Source organism: Streptomyces sp. NPDC087901 (assembly GCF_044742205.1).
Taxonomy (GTDB): Bacteria; Actinomycetota; Actinomycetes; order Streptomycetales; family Streptomycetaceae; genus Streptomyces.
This window is the reverse complement of record NZ_JBIUUC010000001.1, coordinates 1180414-1195737: the sequence shown is the minus strand read 5'-3', so window position 1 is coordinate 1195737 and position 15324 is coordinate 1180414. Positions and strand designations below refer to the sequence as shown.

General features: G+C 71.1%; 15 protein-coding genes. 6 read left to right on the top strand and 9 right to left on the bottom strand.

Annotated elements, in window-relative coordinates:
• Window positions 1–190: 190 nt before the first annotated feature.
• The 4 genes from ACIOEW_RS05290 to ACIOEW_RS05275 all read right to left on the bottom strand — a co-directional run bounded on the left by ACIOEW_RS05290 (window position 191) and on the right by ACIOEW_RS05275 (window position 6239).
• On the bottom strand, window positions 191–2161 hold the full coding sequence (locus tag ACIOEW_RS05290; protein ID WP_401961392.1) for a TerD family protein: 1971 nt from the start codon (window positions 2159–2161) through the stop codon (window positions 191–193).
• 282 nt (window positions 2162–2443) lie between these two features.
• Window positions 2444–3022 (bottom strand): TerD family protein, encoded by a 579-nt coding sequence (locus ACIOEW_RS05285; RefSeq protein WP_123526718.1) that lies wholly within the window; start codon window positions 3020–3022, stop codon window positions 2444–2446.
• A gap of 131 nt (window positions 3023–3153) precedes the next feature.
• Window positions 3154–5286 (bottom strand): excinuclease ABC subunit UvrB, encoded by a 2133-nt coding sequence (gene uvrB, locus ACIOEW_RS05280; RefSeq protein WP_401961389.1) that lies wholly within the window; start codon window positions 5284–5286, stop codon window positions 3154–3156.
• Between the two features lie 62 nt (window positions 5287–5348).
• A complete protein-coding gene (locus ACIOEW_RS05275) occupies window positions 5349–6239 on the bottom strand; it encodes an MHYT domain-containing protein (protein WP_362546681.1) in 891 nt (296 codons plus the stop codon).
• Between the two features lie 213 nt (window positions 6240–6452).
• Here ACIOEW_RS05275 and ACIOEW_RS05270 point away from each other — a divergent pair, with 213 nt between their 5' ends.
• Together ACIOEW_RS05270 and ACIOEW_RS05265 are read left to right on the top strand one after the other, a co-directional pair.
• Window positions 6453–7439: a glycerophosphodiester phosphodiesterase gene (locus tag ACIOEW_RS05270; RefSeq protein ID WP_401961386.1), complete on the top strand. Its 987-nt coding sequence runs from the start codon at window positions 6453–6455 to the stop codon at window positions 7437–7439.
• 166 nt (window positions 7440–7605) lie between these two features.
• Complete coding sequence (locus tag ACIOEW_RS05265; protein WP_401961383.1) at window positions 7606–8148, top strand: methylated-DNA--[protein]-cysteine S-methyltransferase; 543 nt, start codon at window positions 7606–7608, stop codon at window positions 8146–8148.
• Window positions 8149–8347: 199 nt separating this feature from the next.
• Here the strand turns inward: ACIOEW_RS05265 and ACIOEW_RS05260 are convergent, their stop codons facing one another.
• Both ACIOEW_RS05260 and ACIOEW_RS05255 read right to left on the bottom strand, forming a co-directional pair.
• Complete coding sequence (locus ACIOEW_RS05260; RefSeq protein WP_362551543.1) at window positions 8348–8710, bottom strand: cupin domain-containing protein; 363 nt, start codon at window positions 8708–8710, stop codon at window positions 8348–8350.
• Window positions 8697–9353: a hypothetical protein gene (locus tag ACIOEW_RS05255; protein ID WP_401961380.1), complete on the bottom strand. Its 657-nt coding sequence runs from the start codon at window positions 9351–9353 to the stop codon at window positions 8697–8699. Before ACIOEW_RS05255 ends, ACIOEW_RS05260 begins: the two co-directional genes overlap by 14 nt.
• A gap of 88 nt (window positions 9354–9441) precedes the next feature.
• Here ACIOEW_RS05255 and ACIOEW_RS05250 point away from each other — a divergent pair, with 88 nt between their 5' ends.
• Together ACIOEW_RS05250 and ACIOEW_RS05245 are read left to right on the top strand one after the other, a co-directional pair.
• Window positions 9442–10383, top strand: a complete 942-nt coding sequence (locus ACIOEW_RS05250) for a pseudouridine-5'-phosphate glycosidase (RefSeq protein ID WP_401961378.1) — start codon at window positions 9442–9444, stop codon at window positions 10381–10383.
• Window positions 10380–11282: a PfkB family carbohydrate kinase gene (locus tag ACIOEW_RS05245; RefSeq protein WP_362551534.1), complete on the top strand. Its 903-nt coding sequence runs from the start codon at window positions 10380–10382 to the stop codon at window positions 11280–11282. The genes ACIOEW_RS05250 and ACIOEW_RS05245 overlap by 4 nt, the downstream gene beginning before the upstream one ends.
• 124 nt (window positions 11283–11406) lie before the next feature.
• Here ACIOEW_RS05245 and ACIOEW_RS05240 read toward each other — a convergent pair whose 3' ends face one another.
• Window positions 11407–12054 carry a uridine kinase gene (locus ACIOEW_RS05240; protein ID WP_362551531.1) on the bottom strand — a complete coding sequence of 216 codons (648 nt, stop codon included), beginning with the start codon at window positions 12052–12054 and terminating at the stop codon, window positions 11407–11409.
• A 247-nt stretch (window positions 12055–12301) separates the two neighbouring features.
• Here ACIOEW_RS05240 and ACIOEW_RS05235 point away from each other — a divergent pair, with 247 nt between their 5' ends.
• Window positions 12302–12667: a nuclear transport factor 2 family protein gene (locus ACIOEW_RS05235; protein ID WP_362551528.1), complete on the top strand. Its 366-nt coding sequence runs from the start codon at window positions 12302–12304 to the stop codon at window positions 12665–12667.
• Window positions 12668–12725: 58 nt separating this feature from the next.
• Here the strand turns inward: ACIOEW_RS05235 and ACIOEW_RS05230 are convergent, their stop codons facing one another.
• Complete coding sequence (locus ACIOEW_RS05230; RefSeq protein ID WP_401961374.1) at window positions 12726–13250, bottom strand: cupin domain-containing protein; 525 nt, start codon at window positions 13248–13250, stop codon at window positions 12726–12728.
• A gap of 91 nt (window positions 13251–13341) precedes the next feature.
• Window positions 13342–14019 carry a helix-turn-helix domain-containing protein gene (locus ACIOEW_RS05225; protein ID WP_362551522.1) on the bottom strand — a complete coding sequence of 226 codons (678 nt, stop codon included), beginning with the start codon at window positions 14017–14019 and terminating at the stop codon, window positions 13342–13344.
• An 88-nt stretch (window positions 14020–14107) separates the two neighbouring features.
• On the opposite strand from ACIOEW_RS05225, the gene ACIOEW_RS05220 reads away from it, so the two are divergent.
• Complete coding sequence (locus tag ACIOEW_RS05220) at window positions 14108–15319, top strand: pyridoxal phosphate-dependent aminotransferase (RefSeq protein ID WP_362551520.1); 1212 nt, start codon at window positions 14108–14110, stop codon at window positions 15317–15319.
• Window positions 15320–15324: the final 5 nt, after the last annotated feature.

The window sequence follows — 15324 nt, the reverse complement described above, 5'->3', positions numbered from 1 at the left end:
CTGGGCGCGCGGGATGCGCGTCCGGGCCGGCGCCCCGGGACCGGTCACAGTCCGTACTGACGGGAACGCCGCGTTTGGGAGTACTCCCCTCCGCACAAAGAACAGTACAGGGAACACCAAGGAAAGGTAAAGAGAAGGGTAAAGACGTCCCAAAGCCCCAGGTCGGAGCGGGTGGGACGGGGCGGATGGCTCAGCGGTGCCCGGTACGGCGCGCGGCGGCCACCCGGTCCAGCACCTGCTCCAGGACGCGGCTGCCGGGCGGGGTCCTGAGCGGCTCGTACGTCCAGGCGTGACCGACCCAGGGGTCGGCCAGATGGTCGTCGGCGACCGGGGTGACGCGGAGCAGCGAACGCCACAGCGGGTCGAGCACCGGACCGTACGCCGAGGCGTCCTCCCGGTCCGCGACCATCATGAGATGCACCCCGGCGGAGGGCCCCTCGTCGGCGAGATAGCGCAACTGGGTGACGGCACGGTCGTCGAATCCGTGCGGGAAGTCGTTGACGATCAGCAGCTGCTCGGCCGGGTCGAGGTCGGGCGGCAGCGAATCGGCGGCTCCGGCCCTGATCGCCATCTGCACCAGGTCGACGCGCCGAGTGAGGCCGGCAAGGACCGAGGACACTCCCCCGGGCCCGGACGCGGGCGGGCTCGCGAGCACCCCTGCGCCGACCAGTGGGGCCAGGGCCGCAGCGGCGGAGCCCGCCGGGTCGATGACGTGGACCGAGAACTCGTTCGGCGGGTAGACGGCGAGCATCCGCGCGGCGTGCAGGACGGCGCTCTCCATGGCCAGCCGGCGCAGCTGGTCCGAATCGGTCAGGGCGGCTGCCTCGGACGCCGTGCGACCGCTGTCGATCCACATGCCGCGCTCCAGCGGCAGCCGGACGAGCAGCGGGATCTTCACCCCGGCGCTCTCCGGCAGATGGAGGTCACCGATCCGCAGAGCCATGGGGATCTCCATCGGGACGCGGTAGGCGTGCCAGACGGGGTTGTCCCAGCCCGCGTACGCGGCGGGGAGCGCGGGTTCCACCACGGCGGCCTCGGCGGCGAGCTGGACGAGATCGCGGTCCAGTGCCTCGCGGGCCCGGCCGGTCAGCTCGTCGCGCTTGGCCCGCGCCTCCTCGCGGGCCCGGTCGCCCGTGCCGCCGATCCGGCTGCGCGGATCGGACAGGGTCCGCTCCAGCTCCTGGTCCATCCGGGACTCGGCGAAGTCGACGGCGCTGCGGTACGCGGCGGTGGCCCGGGCCAGGTCCTCGAACATGCCCCAGACCTGGTTGTAGAGACGCTCGTCCATGGACCAGCCGGTCGCGTCCCCGGCGACGGGCGTCGCGGGCTGACCGGGCTGGGCGGGCGGCGCGGCGGGCGGGGGCGGCGGCGGTGCGGTGGCCTGGCGACGCGGGTGCGCGTAATCGATGGGGCCCCCTGCGGAGGGGGTGGCGGGTGCGACGGGGGTGGCGGGTGCGACGGGAGTGGCCGGCGGAGAGGGCTCACCCAGGGGGCCGGGCTGCTGGGCGGCTTGGGGCAGTCCGGGGCTTTGGGCCGGCGCCGGACCCCCGGCGTGCCTGACCCGGTCGCCCTCCGAGGTGCGGGGCGGGGGCGGGGCCACCGAGCGGGCCAGGCCGCGGGCGACCGCTTCCTGGATCGACCTCGCCAGTTCGGCCGCCCCGTCCACCCCCTGGTCGGCGAGCATCACGGCGAGACCGCCCGCGTAACCCTGGCCGACCGCGCGGACCTTCCAGGCTCCCTGCCTGCGGTAGAGCTCCAGGGCGGCGACCGCGGACTCGGAGTCCAGACCGGTCAGGGTGAAGGTGGCGATCTCCGTGCCGTCGAGTCCGGTGACCGCGACGAAGGGCGAGGCCACGGCGCCGAACCGGGTCGGGCCGCCCGCCTCCAGCGGCAGTGCCAACAGCACCGTGACGCGGTGCACCGCCTCGGGCAGGGCACCGAGGTCCACGGCGAGCCGATGCTCGGCGGCGGCCTGCCTGGACACCTCCAGTCCCGGCAGCTGCGGCGATCCGGGGTGGGCTATCCACTCGACGCCGTGGACCGTGCCGCGCTCGTCCCCGAGGGTGGCACCGGCCACCACGGGTGCGCCGGCCGAAACCCGGATCTCCAGACGGGTCTGGGGCAAGGTGTGGTTCTGCCCCCGGACCAGCTCGGCCGTCATTGCCCTGTCCCCTCGACGAGTTGCTTCTGCGCGGTGCGTTGTCGTGCATGGTGCGGTGTCGTACGTGGTGCGGTGTCGTACGTGGTGCGGTCGTACGTAGCGCCGTCGGGTCAGGCCGTCGGGTCAGGCCGTCGTACGTGGCGCCGCGCCTGCGGCAAGCTCCGGTGCCGTGCCGCTGTCACGTACCGGGCACTTAGAGGTGCTGCGATGCGGTGCAGCTCCCGACAGCCGATGCCGCCGGGAGCTGCGCGTGCCGATGCGGACCCTTGGGTCCGGCGCTGCCTACAGGTGCGGCAGGATCGCCGGCATGAGGTCCTGGAAGGTGCGGCCGTTGGCCGGGTTACCGATGGCGGTCATCTGCCATCCGCTGCCCGAACGGTGCACCTTCGCCATGATCTGGGCGGTGTACTGCCCGCCACCGTCCAGCGTGTAGCGGGCGAGCTCCTGGCCGTTGGTCTCGTCCACGATGCGGCAGAAGGCGTTCTGCACCTCCTGGAACGTCTGGCCGGTGAAGGAGTTCACCGTGAAGACGATCTGGTCGATGTGGACCGGCACCCGCTGGAGGTCGACGAGGATCGCCTCGTCGTCGCCGCCCGAGCCGGCACCGCCGACCAGGTTGTCCCCGGTGTGCTTGACCGAACCGTCATCGCTGACGAGGTGCCGGAAGAACACGACATCGACCGGCTGCTTGTCGGCGAACAGGACCGCCGAGGCGTCCAGGTCGATCTCCCGGGTGCGTGAGCCGAACAGACCGCGGCGCGGAGCCGCCTGCCAGCCGAGCCCCATCCGTACCGCGGTCAGGGTCCCCCCGTCGCTCTTCTGCAGGCTGATGGCCTGACCCTTGGTCATATTGACCGTCACGCGCTGTCCCCTCTCCGCTGTCCCCGCAACCGTCCTTGCGCGGTTTTCCAGCACCCTACGCAGTCACATCACAGGCACAGCCACCTAGGGCCGTTTTGTGTCGGTCTTGCAACACACCAGGTGCGGCAGGGTCAGGCCAGACCCGCCTCCCGCATCTGGCGCAACTCCTTCTTCAACTCCCCCACCTCGTCACGCAGTCGTGCCGCCACCTCGAACTGCAGGTCCGCGGCGGCCGCACGCATCCGGTCGGTCATCTCCTCGATGATCCCGGCGAGCTCGGTGGCCGGCCGGTCCGTGACCGCCGCCTTGTCCCCGCCGGCCTTTCCGGCCTTCCCCTTCGCGGCGCCGGCCTTGATGCCCAGCGTGGGCACAGGCGCTTTCGCACCCTTCGTCTGGCGGTAGCCGGTACCGAGCAGCTGCTCGGTGTCGACCTCCTCGCGGGCGATCGTCGCGACGATGTCGTTGATCTTCTTGCGCAGCGGCTGCGGGTCGAGTCCGCGCTCGGTGTTGTACGCGATCTGCTTCTCACGGCGGCGGTTGGTCTCGTCGATGGCCTGCGCCATCGCCGGGGTGATCTTGTCCGCGTACATATGGACCTGGCCCGACACGTTTCGAGCCGCACGTCCGACGGTCTGGATCAGCGAGGTGGCCGAGCGCAGGAAGCCCTGTTTATCGGCGTCGAGGATGGCTACGAGCGACACCTCCGGCAGGTCCAGGCCCTCGCGCAGGAGGTTGATCCCGACCAGGACGTCGTATTCACCGGATCGCAGTTCGCGCAGCAGCTCGATACGGCGGAGGGTGTCGACGTCACTGTGCAGATAGCGGACCTGGATGCCCAGCTCCAGGAAGTAGTCGGTGAGGTCCTCCGACATCTTCTTGGTGAGGGTGGTGACCAGGACCCGCTCGTCCTTCTCGGTGCGCTTGCGGATCTCGTGCACCAGGTCGTCGATCTGGCCCTCGGTGGGCTTGACGACGATCTCCGGGTCGACGAGTCCGGTCGGCCGGATGATCTGCTCCACGAAACCGTCGCCCCGGGAGAGCTCGTACTTGCCGGGGGTGGCGGAGAGGTAGACCGTCTGGTTGATCCGTCCCAGGAACTCCTCCCACTTCAGCGGGCGGTTGTCCAGGGCGGAGGGCAGCCGGAAGCCGTGGTCGACGAGGGTCCGCTTCCGGGAGGCGTCACCCTCGTACATCGCGCCGATCTGCGGCACCGTGACGTGCGACTCGTCGAGAACGAGGAGGAAGTCCTCGGGGAAGTAGTCGAGGAGGGTGTGGGGGGCGGTGCCGGGGTCGCGGTCGTCGAAGTGCATCGAGTAGTTCTCGACGCCGGAGCAGGTGCCGATCTGGCGGAGCATCTCGATGTCGTACGTCGTACGCATGCGCAGCCGCTGGGCCTCCAGCATCTTGCCCTGCTTCTCCAGCTCGGCGAGGCGCTGCTCCAGCTCCTTCTCGATACGGCCGACCGCCTTCTCCATGCGTTCGGGGCCTGCGACGTAGTGGCTGGCGGGAAAGATGTGAAGCGACCGGTCCTCGCTGATGATCTCGCCGGTGAGCGGGTGGAGCGTGGAGAGGGCCTCGATCTCGTCACCGAACATTTCGATGCGGACGGCGAGCTCCTCGTAGACCGGGAAGATCTCGATGGTGTCGCCGCGGACCCGGAAGGTGCCCCGGGTGAACGCCAGGTCATTGCGGGTGTACTGCATCTCGACGAAGCGGCGCAGCAGCTGGTCGCGGTCGATCTCGTCGCCCACCTTGAGCTGGACCATCCGGTCCACGTACTCCTGTGGGGTACCCAGGCCGTAGATGCAGGACACGGAGGCGACCACGACGACGTCCCGCCGGGTGAGCAGCGAATTCGTGGCGGAATGGCGCAGCCGCTCGACCTCCTCGTTGATCGAGGAGTCCTTCTCGATGTAGGTGTCCGACTGCGGTACGTACGCCTCGGGCTGGTAGTAGTCGTAGTACGAGACGAAGTACTCGACGGCGTTGTTCGGCAGGAGCTCGCGGAACTCGTTGGCCAGCTGGGCGGCGAGGGTCTTGTTCGGCGCCATCACCAGGGTGGGGCGCTGCAGCTTCTCGATCATCCAGGCAGTGGTCGCCGATTTACCGGTGCCGGTCGCGCCGAGGAGCACGACATCCTTCTCACCTGCCCGGACGCGCCGCTCCAGCTCGGCGATGGCCGCAGGCTGGTCGCCGCTGGGCTGGTAGGGACTGACGACCTCGAAAGGCGCCACCGAACGTTCGATCTTCGAAACGGGCCGCATGCAACCACCGTACGACCCCCCACTGACAACGGGGCCGGGTCAGCGCCGGCGGCGGTCCGCTGTCACCAGTCCTGGGGCTGCGCGGAGTCCTGGCGCTGCGAGTGGAACGAGGCCGGGTCGGCGTGCGTACCGAACCGGGGCACCTGGCGCTGGGCCGGGATTCCGGGGGCCCTGGCCCCGCGGATGACCGCGGGGTCGTTCCAGTCCGGGGTGCCCATGACCACCAGGGGGTCGAACATCACGACGACCGCGGCAAGCACCAGGAAGCAGGCCGGGCCGATCAGCATGGGGACGAGCAGCGCGGTCGCGCTGTCGCCGGAGCCCGCCGAGGCGTCGGTGAGGGCGGCCGGGTGGAGATGGACCCTGAGGGCTGCCATGCCGGTGTAGTGCATGCCGCTCACCGCGACACCCATCACCACGCTGGCACCGAGGCTGGGCAGGAAGCCGTGGATGGAGACGGCGGCCCAGAGCGCGGCGGTCGATGCCACCACGGCGATGACGACGGAGAGCGACACGGTGATCGTGTCGTACTCGAACTGCCCATCAAGTCGCATGCCGGCCATGCCGAGGTAGTGCATGGAGGCCACGCCGAGCCCGGTGATCGTTCCTCCCGTCACCAGTGCCATGCGGGTGGCGCCGCGGTATCCGACCAGGAAGATCCCGATGCCGACCATGACGATCGCGACGGCGAGGCTGGCGAAAGTGATCGGCCTGTCGTAGCCGATCGGTACCTCCTCGACGGTGAAACCCACCATCGCGATGAAGTGCATCGTCCAGATGCCGGAGCCTATGGAGGTCGCCCCCAGAGCCAGCCAGCCGGCCTTGAAGGAACGCTCGGTGCGCAGCGACCGGGTGGTACACCGCAGGCCCAGGGCCGCGCCCAGACAGGCCATGAGGAAGGCGGCCACGGGAGTGACCGCCCCATAGCCGAAGCCGTCGATTGTGCCCTGCATGCTCGTACGCCCTTCGCAGAAGCCCGGGTTCGGCTGACTTTAAGGCGCAAGGCCCGGCAAACAAACAGAAGAGCTGCATTTTATCGACAGGGGTGGCGGCCCGTGACCCGGTCCTCGGGACGGGTTCATGTGGTGGCCGTCCTTCACCTGTCCCCCCGTTCGGCGACGGCCGGAGCCCTCGGGCCGTCCGTAACTCTGATGCGAGGAGTCCACGTGTACGCAGGCACCGCAACCGCCTCCGTCGCTGCCGCCGCCCTGCTGGGCGCCGGCACGTTGCTGATGTCGAGTACGACCGCCGAAGCACCGGGAACGGCCGGCACCGCGGCCGGCCGTTCCGTGGCGGTGGCCCACGCCGTCGCCGCGGGCTCCGCGAGGGACGCCGGCACCGGCGTCCGGGCCGTGAGCGACGTGCCCCGGGAGCCGACGGGCGACCCGCTCGTCATCGCTCACCGGGGCGCGTCGGCATACGCGCCCGAGAACACACTGGCGGCGGTGGACAAGGCCGACGTCCTGGGCTTCGACTGGGTGGAGAACGACGTACAGCTCACCCGGGACGGCGTACCGGTCGTCATCCACGACACCGGTCTGAGGCGGACCACGGACGCCGAGAAGGTCTTCCCCGACCGTGCGCCGTGGGCGGTCAAGGACTTCACGGCCGCCGAGATCGCCCGGCTGGACGCGGGCAGCTGGTTCGGTCCGGCGTACGCCGGGGCCCGGGTGCCCACGCTCCGGCAGTATCTGCACCGGATCGGGCGCAACGACCAGAACCTGCTCCTGGAGATCAAGAGCCCCGAGACGTACCCCGGGATCGAGCAGGTGACCCTGCGGGTCCTGCGTCAGGAGGGGTGGCTCGACCGCGAGCATGTCCGCAGCCGTCTGGTGATCCAGAGCTTCGGCGCCGACAGCGTACGCAAGGTGCACGAGCAGCGCCCGGACGTCGTCACGGGCTTCCTCGGCACCCCTGCCGTCGCCGACCTTCCCTCGTACGCGGAGTTCACCGACCGGATCAACCCGGCGTACACCTCCATCTCGAGCGAGTACGTGGCAGCGGTGCACGCGCTGAAGGGCCCCCACGACAAACGGCTCCAGCTCCACACCTGGACGGTCAACGACGCGGAGCACGCGCTCCAGGTGACCGGCTACGGCGTGGACGGCATCATCACCAACACCCCCGATGTGGTGCGGGAGGCCACTGCCTGACCGCTCGGGACCGTTCGGGACCGCCCGGAATCCCTCTGGACCGCTCCGGACTGTCCGGGACCGCTCGGCGGCCGGCGCGGTGACGGCGGCCGGCGCGGTGACGGCGGCCGGGGGCGGTGACGGCCGCCGTCGTCCGTTGTCAGTGGCCGGTCGTACGGTGGTTCCCATGAACAACAACGGGGTTGTCGAGTGGGTCGTCGTCGACAGCGACATCGGCCCGCTCATGCTGGCCGCGACCGATACGGGCCTGGTGACCGTGGTCTTCCACGCCCGGCCGGCGGTACGGGACCGGGCGCTGGACCGGTTGGCCGCCCGGTTCGGCGCGGAGCCCGTCCAAGCGCCCGGCTCCGCACGGCTCGCGGAGCCGATACGTCAGTTCGCGGCTTACTTCGCGGGCACGCTGAGGGAGTTCTCGCTCGACCTGGACTGGTCGCTGACGAGCGGCTTCAACCGCCAGGTTCTCCGCGAGCTGGCGACATGTGTGCCGTACGGCGCGGTGGCCGGGTACGGGGACCTCGCCGACCGGGTGGGGCAGCCCGGTGCGGCCCAGGCGGTCGGTGCCGCCATGGGGTCCAACCCGCTGCCCGTGGTGGTGCCCTGCCACCGGGTGGTGGAGAGCGACGGCGGGCTCGGCGGCTTCGGCGGCGGGCTGGAGACCAAGCGGCAGCTGCTGGCTCTGGAGGGAGTGCTGCCCCAGCCGTTGTTCTGACTCTCCCGCCCCCACCGGCCGCGTCGTTTCGGGTGTACGTGACGGCCGGCGCGCTTCCGCCTGGCCGGAGCGTGCCCGCTGCTGCCGATCGCGGCGCCGGCGCTGCGCCGGACCGTCGCCCGCCGTGCCACGGCCCGAGCCCGGGTTCGGCGGCCGGGGCCGCCGGAACCCGCCCGCTCACAGGCTGCCCCGAAGCCGGTCAGAGGCTGATGTGGTACGCCTTGCGCAGTGTCTCGTGCACGGTCCACGTCGTGCGGTCTCCCTCGCGCAGCACACAGGCGTCGCCCGATCCGATCTCCAGCGTGGCGCCGCCCTCGACCTCCACGGTCGCGCGCCCGCTGATGACCACGAACAGTTCGTTGGCCTCGGTGTCCGTGACCACGCCGGGCGTGATCTGCCAGATCCCGCGCACCTGCTTGCCGTCAGCCGACTCCCACAGCACCTTGCCGGTGACCTCGGGTTCACCCGAGACGATCTGCCCGGGTTCGAGGGGTTCCGGTTCGAGCGGGACGTCGGGAATGTGTACGGCGAAAGAGGCAGGAGCTTGATCAAATGTGGTCATGGCCGGTCACCTTAGCCACCGCCTCCGGTCGCCTCGCCACCAGGACGGGCTGAAAGAAGCCCGACTCGTCGGGCTCGTACCACACGGGCGCCCGCAGCCCGGCCCGCGCCGCGAACTCGACGATCTGGGCCTCGGACAGCGCCCAGTAGGTGGAGCGCCGCGTACGCACGCCCCGGCGCTCCCCCCTCCTCTTCCTCATGTCGGCGGCCGTGACCCGCAGCCTCAGCCCGCGCGAGGCCGCCTCCTTCGCGGCACGGGCCACCGCCACAGGGCTCAGATCGCTGCCGGTGACCCGGTACCCCAGTGCGGCCAGCCCAGCGCCTGGGTCCCGATGTCGCAGGCGCGTCCAGCACGTCGTGCGCGCCGGCCTCGTCGCCGGAAAGGGGCCCACCGCCCGACGCGGCCACATCGCCCGGTGCGCCGGAACGGGGCCCAGCGCCCGACGCGGCGCATCGCCCTGGCCTGCACTGCCACCCCTGGGAACGACGCCGGCCGGGCCCGGCTCACCGACCAGCGCCGAGAGCGCCGCCGCCTGCCGTGCGATGCTCGCATCCCAGTCCGCGTGGATGAGGTCGTAGTCCGCGGCCAGGTCGTCGTGGAAGTGCCGAACCGTGGGCGACGAACGACCAGTCGAAGGCTCCATGGCCCGACGTTGACGCGGAGCGAAGCGACTTCCAGCCGTCCGGACCGCACACGTTTGAGTGTGTCCCGTCCGCGACAGGGATGTGAACATGTCACTGACTGAGCCGTTCGACGCCATCCCCTACGCGCCCGCCCTCTCCGCAGAGGTACAGGACGCCCTTGCCGCGCACCGGCCCGTCGTCGCCCTGGAGTCGACGATCATCGCCCACGGCCTGCCCCGCCCCCGCAATCTGCGGGTCGCCGAGGAGCTGGAGGGGATCGTGCGGGCGGCCGGTGCCGTACCCGCCACGGTCGCCGTGCTGGACGGCAGCGCCCGGGTCGGCCTGGACAAGGCCCAGTTGGAGCGGGTGGCCGAGGATCCGGCGATGCGCAAGCTGGGGCACCGGGACCTCGCACCCGCACTGGCGACGGGCGCGAGCGGGGCGACGACGGTCTCGGCGACCGCGTTCCTCGCCGCGCGTGCGGGGCTGCGCGTGTTCGCGACCGGTGGGCTCGGGGGCGTGCACCGGGGCTGGACCGAGACACAGGACGAGTCCGCCGACCTGCGGCTGCTGGCGCGTACGGACATCACCGTGGTCTGCGCGGGGGTGAAGTCGATCCTGGACGTGCCCGCCACGCTGCAGCGTCTGGAGACGCTCGGGGTCGGGGTACTCGGATACGGCACCGACCGGTTCCCCGGCTTCTATCTGAGCAGTTCGGGTGAGCCGGTCGACTGGACCGTGCGGTCGCCCGAGGAGGTCGCCGAGGTGATGGGGGCGCAGGACGCGCTCGGTGGCCCGGCGGCGGCACTGATCGTGGCCAACCCCGTACCGCAAGCCGAGCAACTGGATCCCGTCCTGCACGACCGGGTGCTGGCCGAGGCGCTGGACGCGTGCCGGGAGCGCGGCATCGCCGGGCAGGCCGTCACGCCGTATCTGCTCGACCATCTGATGCGGGGTACCGACGGGGCTTCGCTGGAGGCCAATCTGGCGGCCGTCCGCGGCAATGTGGCGCTCGCCGCGCGGATCGCCACCGCCTGGGCCGCCCGGTGACCGGCGGCCTTCTCGTCGTCGGGGACGTCGTCACGGACGTGGTCGCACGACACGGTTCGGCACTGGTCCACGGCACGGACACGGCGGCCAGAATCCGGACCCGAGCAGGCGGCGCGGGGGCCAACACGGCTTGCTGGGCAGTGCGTTCGGGCTGCCGGGACGTGCGGCTGGTGGCCCGCGTGGGCGCCGACTCCGCGGACTGGCACCGGGACCTGCTGCGGCGTGCGGGGGTGCGGGGGCTGCTGACCGTGGACGACGAGGCACCGACGGGCACCGTCGTCGCGCTGGTCGACCCGTCCGCCGAGCGCACCTTCCTCACCGACAGCGGGGCGGTGCTGCGGCTCTCCCCCGACGACTGGTCGCCGTCGATGCTCGACGGCATCGCCCACCTCCATCTGTCCGGCTACCTCCTGTTCGCGGCGACCAGCCGTGCAACCGCCCTGCGCGCGCTGCGGGAAGCCGGGCGGCGGAACATTCCGGTGAGCATCGACCCGGCTTCGGCCGGGTTCCTCGCCGAACTGGGCGTCGACCGGTTCCTGGCCCTGACCGAGGGGGCGGATCTCCTGCTGCCCAATGCGGACGAGGCAGGACTGCTGACCGGGCTTCCCGAACCTGCTGACGCGGCAGCCAAGTTGAGCCTGCTGGTCCGTCAGGTAGCCGTCACCTTGGGCGAGGGCGGCGTTCTGCTGGCCACTGCGGGGGCGGTGACCGCCCACATCGCGGCCGAACCTGTGCACGCGGCCGTGGATTCCACCGGGGCCGGCGACGCGTTCACCGGGGGCTTCCTGGCGGCCCGGCTGGCGGGCGCCGATGATGCGTCGGCTGCGGCGGCCGGGTGCCGCGCAGGGGCGGAGGCCGTCATGACCGTGGGCGGGCGGCCGCCTCTGCCCGCCGAGTGAGCGGCCGCGCTCCGGACCCGCCCACACCGACTCACCCATGCCCACCGAGTCGGCACGGCCGCGCTCCGCACCTGCCCAGCTCTGTTCGCCCCTGCCCGCCGAGCAGGACCAGGCACCTTTCGGGCTACCCGTCCTGCCGCAGCCCGGTCCAGGCGGGATGGCGCGGATCGTCGGCCCTGACGACCGCGTCCGCGCTCCCCGCGGGCGCCACCTCGTCCTCGTACCGGGCGAAGGCGGGCAGGGTCCACTGCTCTTCCTCCCGTGTACGCCGCCCCAGCGCACCCGCCGAGAGCCGCAGGTGGACGCTGAGGTCGAACGGGAACCAGTGCCCCAGCAACAACGGCCCGTGCAGAACCAGCACTCCGCCTTCCGGCAGGTGCCGGTACGGGCTCCGCGTGGCCCGGTCCGTCGCCGGGTCCCACAGATCGGGCAGCACCCGCCCGCTGCCGCCCGGCTCCAGCGGACCGAACACCTCACGCCACAGGGCCCCGGTGTCGAACCAGCTGCCGTAGTACGAGTCGGGGTCCCGCCTGCCGTACTCGTACCGCAGACTGGCCGGCCGCAGGAACCCCGCGGTGGACACCGGGAGTACCGCCCGGCCGCGCAGCCGCAGCCCCTGGGCGACCGCCTCGGCCAGCTCACCGGTGGGGGCGGCCGGGGCGCCGTCGACGGCGAGCTTGAGCCAGGGCCCGCCGTCGGCCGGCTTCAGTACGTCGGCGTGAGCGGCAAGCTCGTCCGCCAGCCGTTCCCAGGTGATCGCTTCGAATCGCACACGCCCATCATGGCCTTCCCCGCAACCACCTCAGCGACGGCCGTCCCACCACCTGGGCAACCGGCGCCCGCGTCGGCGAGAGCGCCTGCGGGCCCCGGCCGGGCGTCGCCCCGACGGCCGCGGGGCCCTTTCCCCACTCATCGCGGCCGGCCGTCGCCTTCACACGTCCCACGGTGCAGTGCTCCCCCGCTCCCTCGTTGCCGAAAATCTGCGGCGTTCGCCGATTCCAGCCATTACGGTCCTGCCCATGGATCTCGAATTCGCCCACACGTTCGCTGCCGAGTGGCAGGCCGCCTGGAACTCCCACGACCTGGAACGCATCCTGACGCACTATCACGAGGACGTGACGTTCAGCTCCCCCATGATCGCGCGGTTCACCGGCGACGCCTCCGGCACGGTCCGGGGCAAGAGTGAGCTGCGCGCGTACTGGGCACGGGGCCTGGAGCTCATCCCCGACCTCGAGTTCGAGGTGATGGACGTGCGCGTGAGCGTCGACACGCTGGTGATCGACTACCGCAATCAGATCGGGGGCCGGGTCTACGAGGTGCTGACCTTCCGCGACGGCCTGGTCGGCGCCGGCCTCGGCGCGTACGGGGAGACACTCGCCCGCTGACGGTCGGCGCCCGGTGGCCCGGTGGCCGGCCGGGGCGCCAGAGGGCGGGTGCCGCGCATCACTTCTTCTTGCCGCAGTCCACCGCATCGGCGTCGTCGGAGAGCTCGCTGCCCTCGGGCAGCAGATAGGTCACCCAGAGGACGACGGGCTCGGTGCCCAGATTGCGTCCGATGTGGCGGTGCTTCGCTCCGGACGGCTCGATGAAGGACGTGCCCGCAGGGGTCACCTCGACCGAGCAGTCGTCCAGGGTGCGCGTCAGTGTCCCGGACTTGACGACGGCGATCAGCTGACCGCGGTGCGTGTGCCAGCCGGTGGAGCCGCCGGGCTCGACGGTGATCGTCCGGAAGGTGACGTCGGTGCGCCCCTTCGGCGTCTTCACCTTCAGCTTGCCCACCGAGGTGCCTTCCGCGACGACGGTGGCGCTCACGCCGCTGCCGGGGGTGGCGACGGCCGCCGCCGGCACGAAGCCGAGCGCGGCCACACAGCCGCCGATGACGAGCGCCTTGCCCAGCCGCCCCTGCTGCTTCTGCGGCCCCTGCGGCCCCTGCTGCTCCCGCCGCTCACGCTGTCTGCCAATTCTCACGGGCAACTCCTCTGCATCGGTGTCCCGGACATCCCAAATGCCCCGACGCTACCCAGAAGTTGACCGATCGAATCACGCCACCGCACGCTCATCACGCACCGCGCAACTCCACGGCCAGCGGCCCGTCGCCGGTCACCTCGATCCGCCCGTCTTTTACGGCCTCGGCGAAGGTCAGCTCGCCGCGCCCCAGCGTGAGACAGAGCTCGGAATCGAGGGCGATGCGCGCATCGGCGCGCACGGCGGGCCCGTCGCCGTAGGCCGGTTCACCCGCCACCGGCTCCCCTGTACGGACATGGAACTCGCCCTCGTCGAGGTGCACATCGACCACCCCGCCGCCGGCCGTTCCCCCGAAGCCGTCCAGGGCGCGCAGCAGCGGAAGGGCGAACCAGTGCGCCCGGACCGCGTCCGTGGGCCGCCGCTCCGCCAGCGCGGGCGCCCCCCACTCGGCGAGCGCCGCGAGGACGGGCAGCAGCCCCTGTCCACGCTCGGTGAGTTCGTACACCGCCGCGGCGGCGGGCGGGGGCAGCTTGCGACGCGTGACCAGCCCGCCCTGCTCCATGTCCTTCAGCCGGGAGGCCAGGACATCCGTACTGACTCCGGGCAGGTCGGCATGCAGATCGGTGTAGCGGCGGGGGCCGGCCAGCAGTTCACGGACGATCAGCAGGCTCCACCGGTCACCGACGGCGTCCAGGGCCCGGGCACTGGCGCAGAACTGGTCGTAACTCCGACGGCGGACCGGGCGGGTTGCGGGCTGTTGCTGACGTGGCATGCGACGCAGTCTAGACATGTTGTTGGACTTTCCAAGCCCAAGCTTGGTAAAACCAAGTATCGCAATCGGGTCGGGGAGGCAGCACCGCATGGAATTCCGCCAGTCCAGCAAGCTCAACGAGGTCTGTTACGAGATCCGGGGCCCGGTCATCGAGCACGCCAACGCCCTTGAGGAGGCGGGTCACAGCGTGCTCCGCCTCAACACGGGAAACCCGGCGCTGTTCGGGTTCGAGGCGCCGGAGGAGATCGTCCAGGACATGATCCGGATGCTCCCGCAGGCCCACGGCTACACGGATTCGCGCGGCATCCTGTCCGCCCGCCGTGCCGTCGCGCAGCGCTACCAGGCGATGGGGCTGACGGAGGTCGGCGTCGACGACATCTTCCTCGGCAACGGTGTCTCCGAGCTCATCTCGATGGCCGTGCAGGGGCTGCTGGAGGACGGCGACGAGGTGCTCATCCCGTCCCCCGACTATCCGCTGTGGACCGCGGTGACGACGCTGGCGGGCGGCAAGGCCGTGCACTACGTCTGCGACGAGGCCTCGGACTGGAACCCGGACCTCGCCGACATGGCCTCGAAGATCACCGACCGCACCCGGGCCGTCGTGATCATCAACCCGAACAACCCGACCGGCGCCGTCTACCCGCGCGAGGTCCTCGAAGGCATCCTCGACCTTGCCCGCAGGCACGGCCTGATGGTGTTCGCCGACGAGATCTACGACCAGATCCTGTACGACGACGCCGAGCACCACAGCGTGGCGGTCCTCGCCCCCGACCTGGTCTGCCTCACCTTCAGCGGGCTCTCGAAGACGTACCGCGTCGCCGGGTTCCGCTCGGGCTGGATGGTGGTGTCGGGTCCCAAGCAGCACGCCCGCAGCTATCTGGAGGGGCTGACCATGCTCGCCTCCATGCGCCTGTGCCCCAATGCCCCGGCGCAGTACGCGATCCAGGCCGCCCTCGGTGGCCGCCAGTCGATCCGGGAGCTCGTGGTGCCCGGGGGCAGGCTGTACGAGCAGCGCAACCGCGCCTGGGAGAAGCTGAACGAGATCCCGGGGGTGTCCTGCGTGAAGCCGAAGGGCGCGCTGTACGCCTTCCCGCGCATCGACCCGAAGGTGCACCCGATCGTCGACGACGAGAAGTTCGTCCTGGACCTGCTGCTGCGGGAGAAGATCCAGGTCGTGCAGGGAACCGGCTTCAACTGGCCGCGGCCCGACCACTTCCGGATCCTGACTCTCCCGTACGCTGACGATCTTGACGCGGCCATCAGCCGCATCGGCCGCTTCCTGGCCGGATACCGGCAGTGACCGAA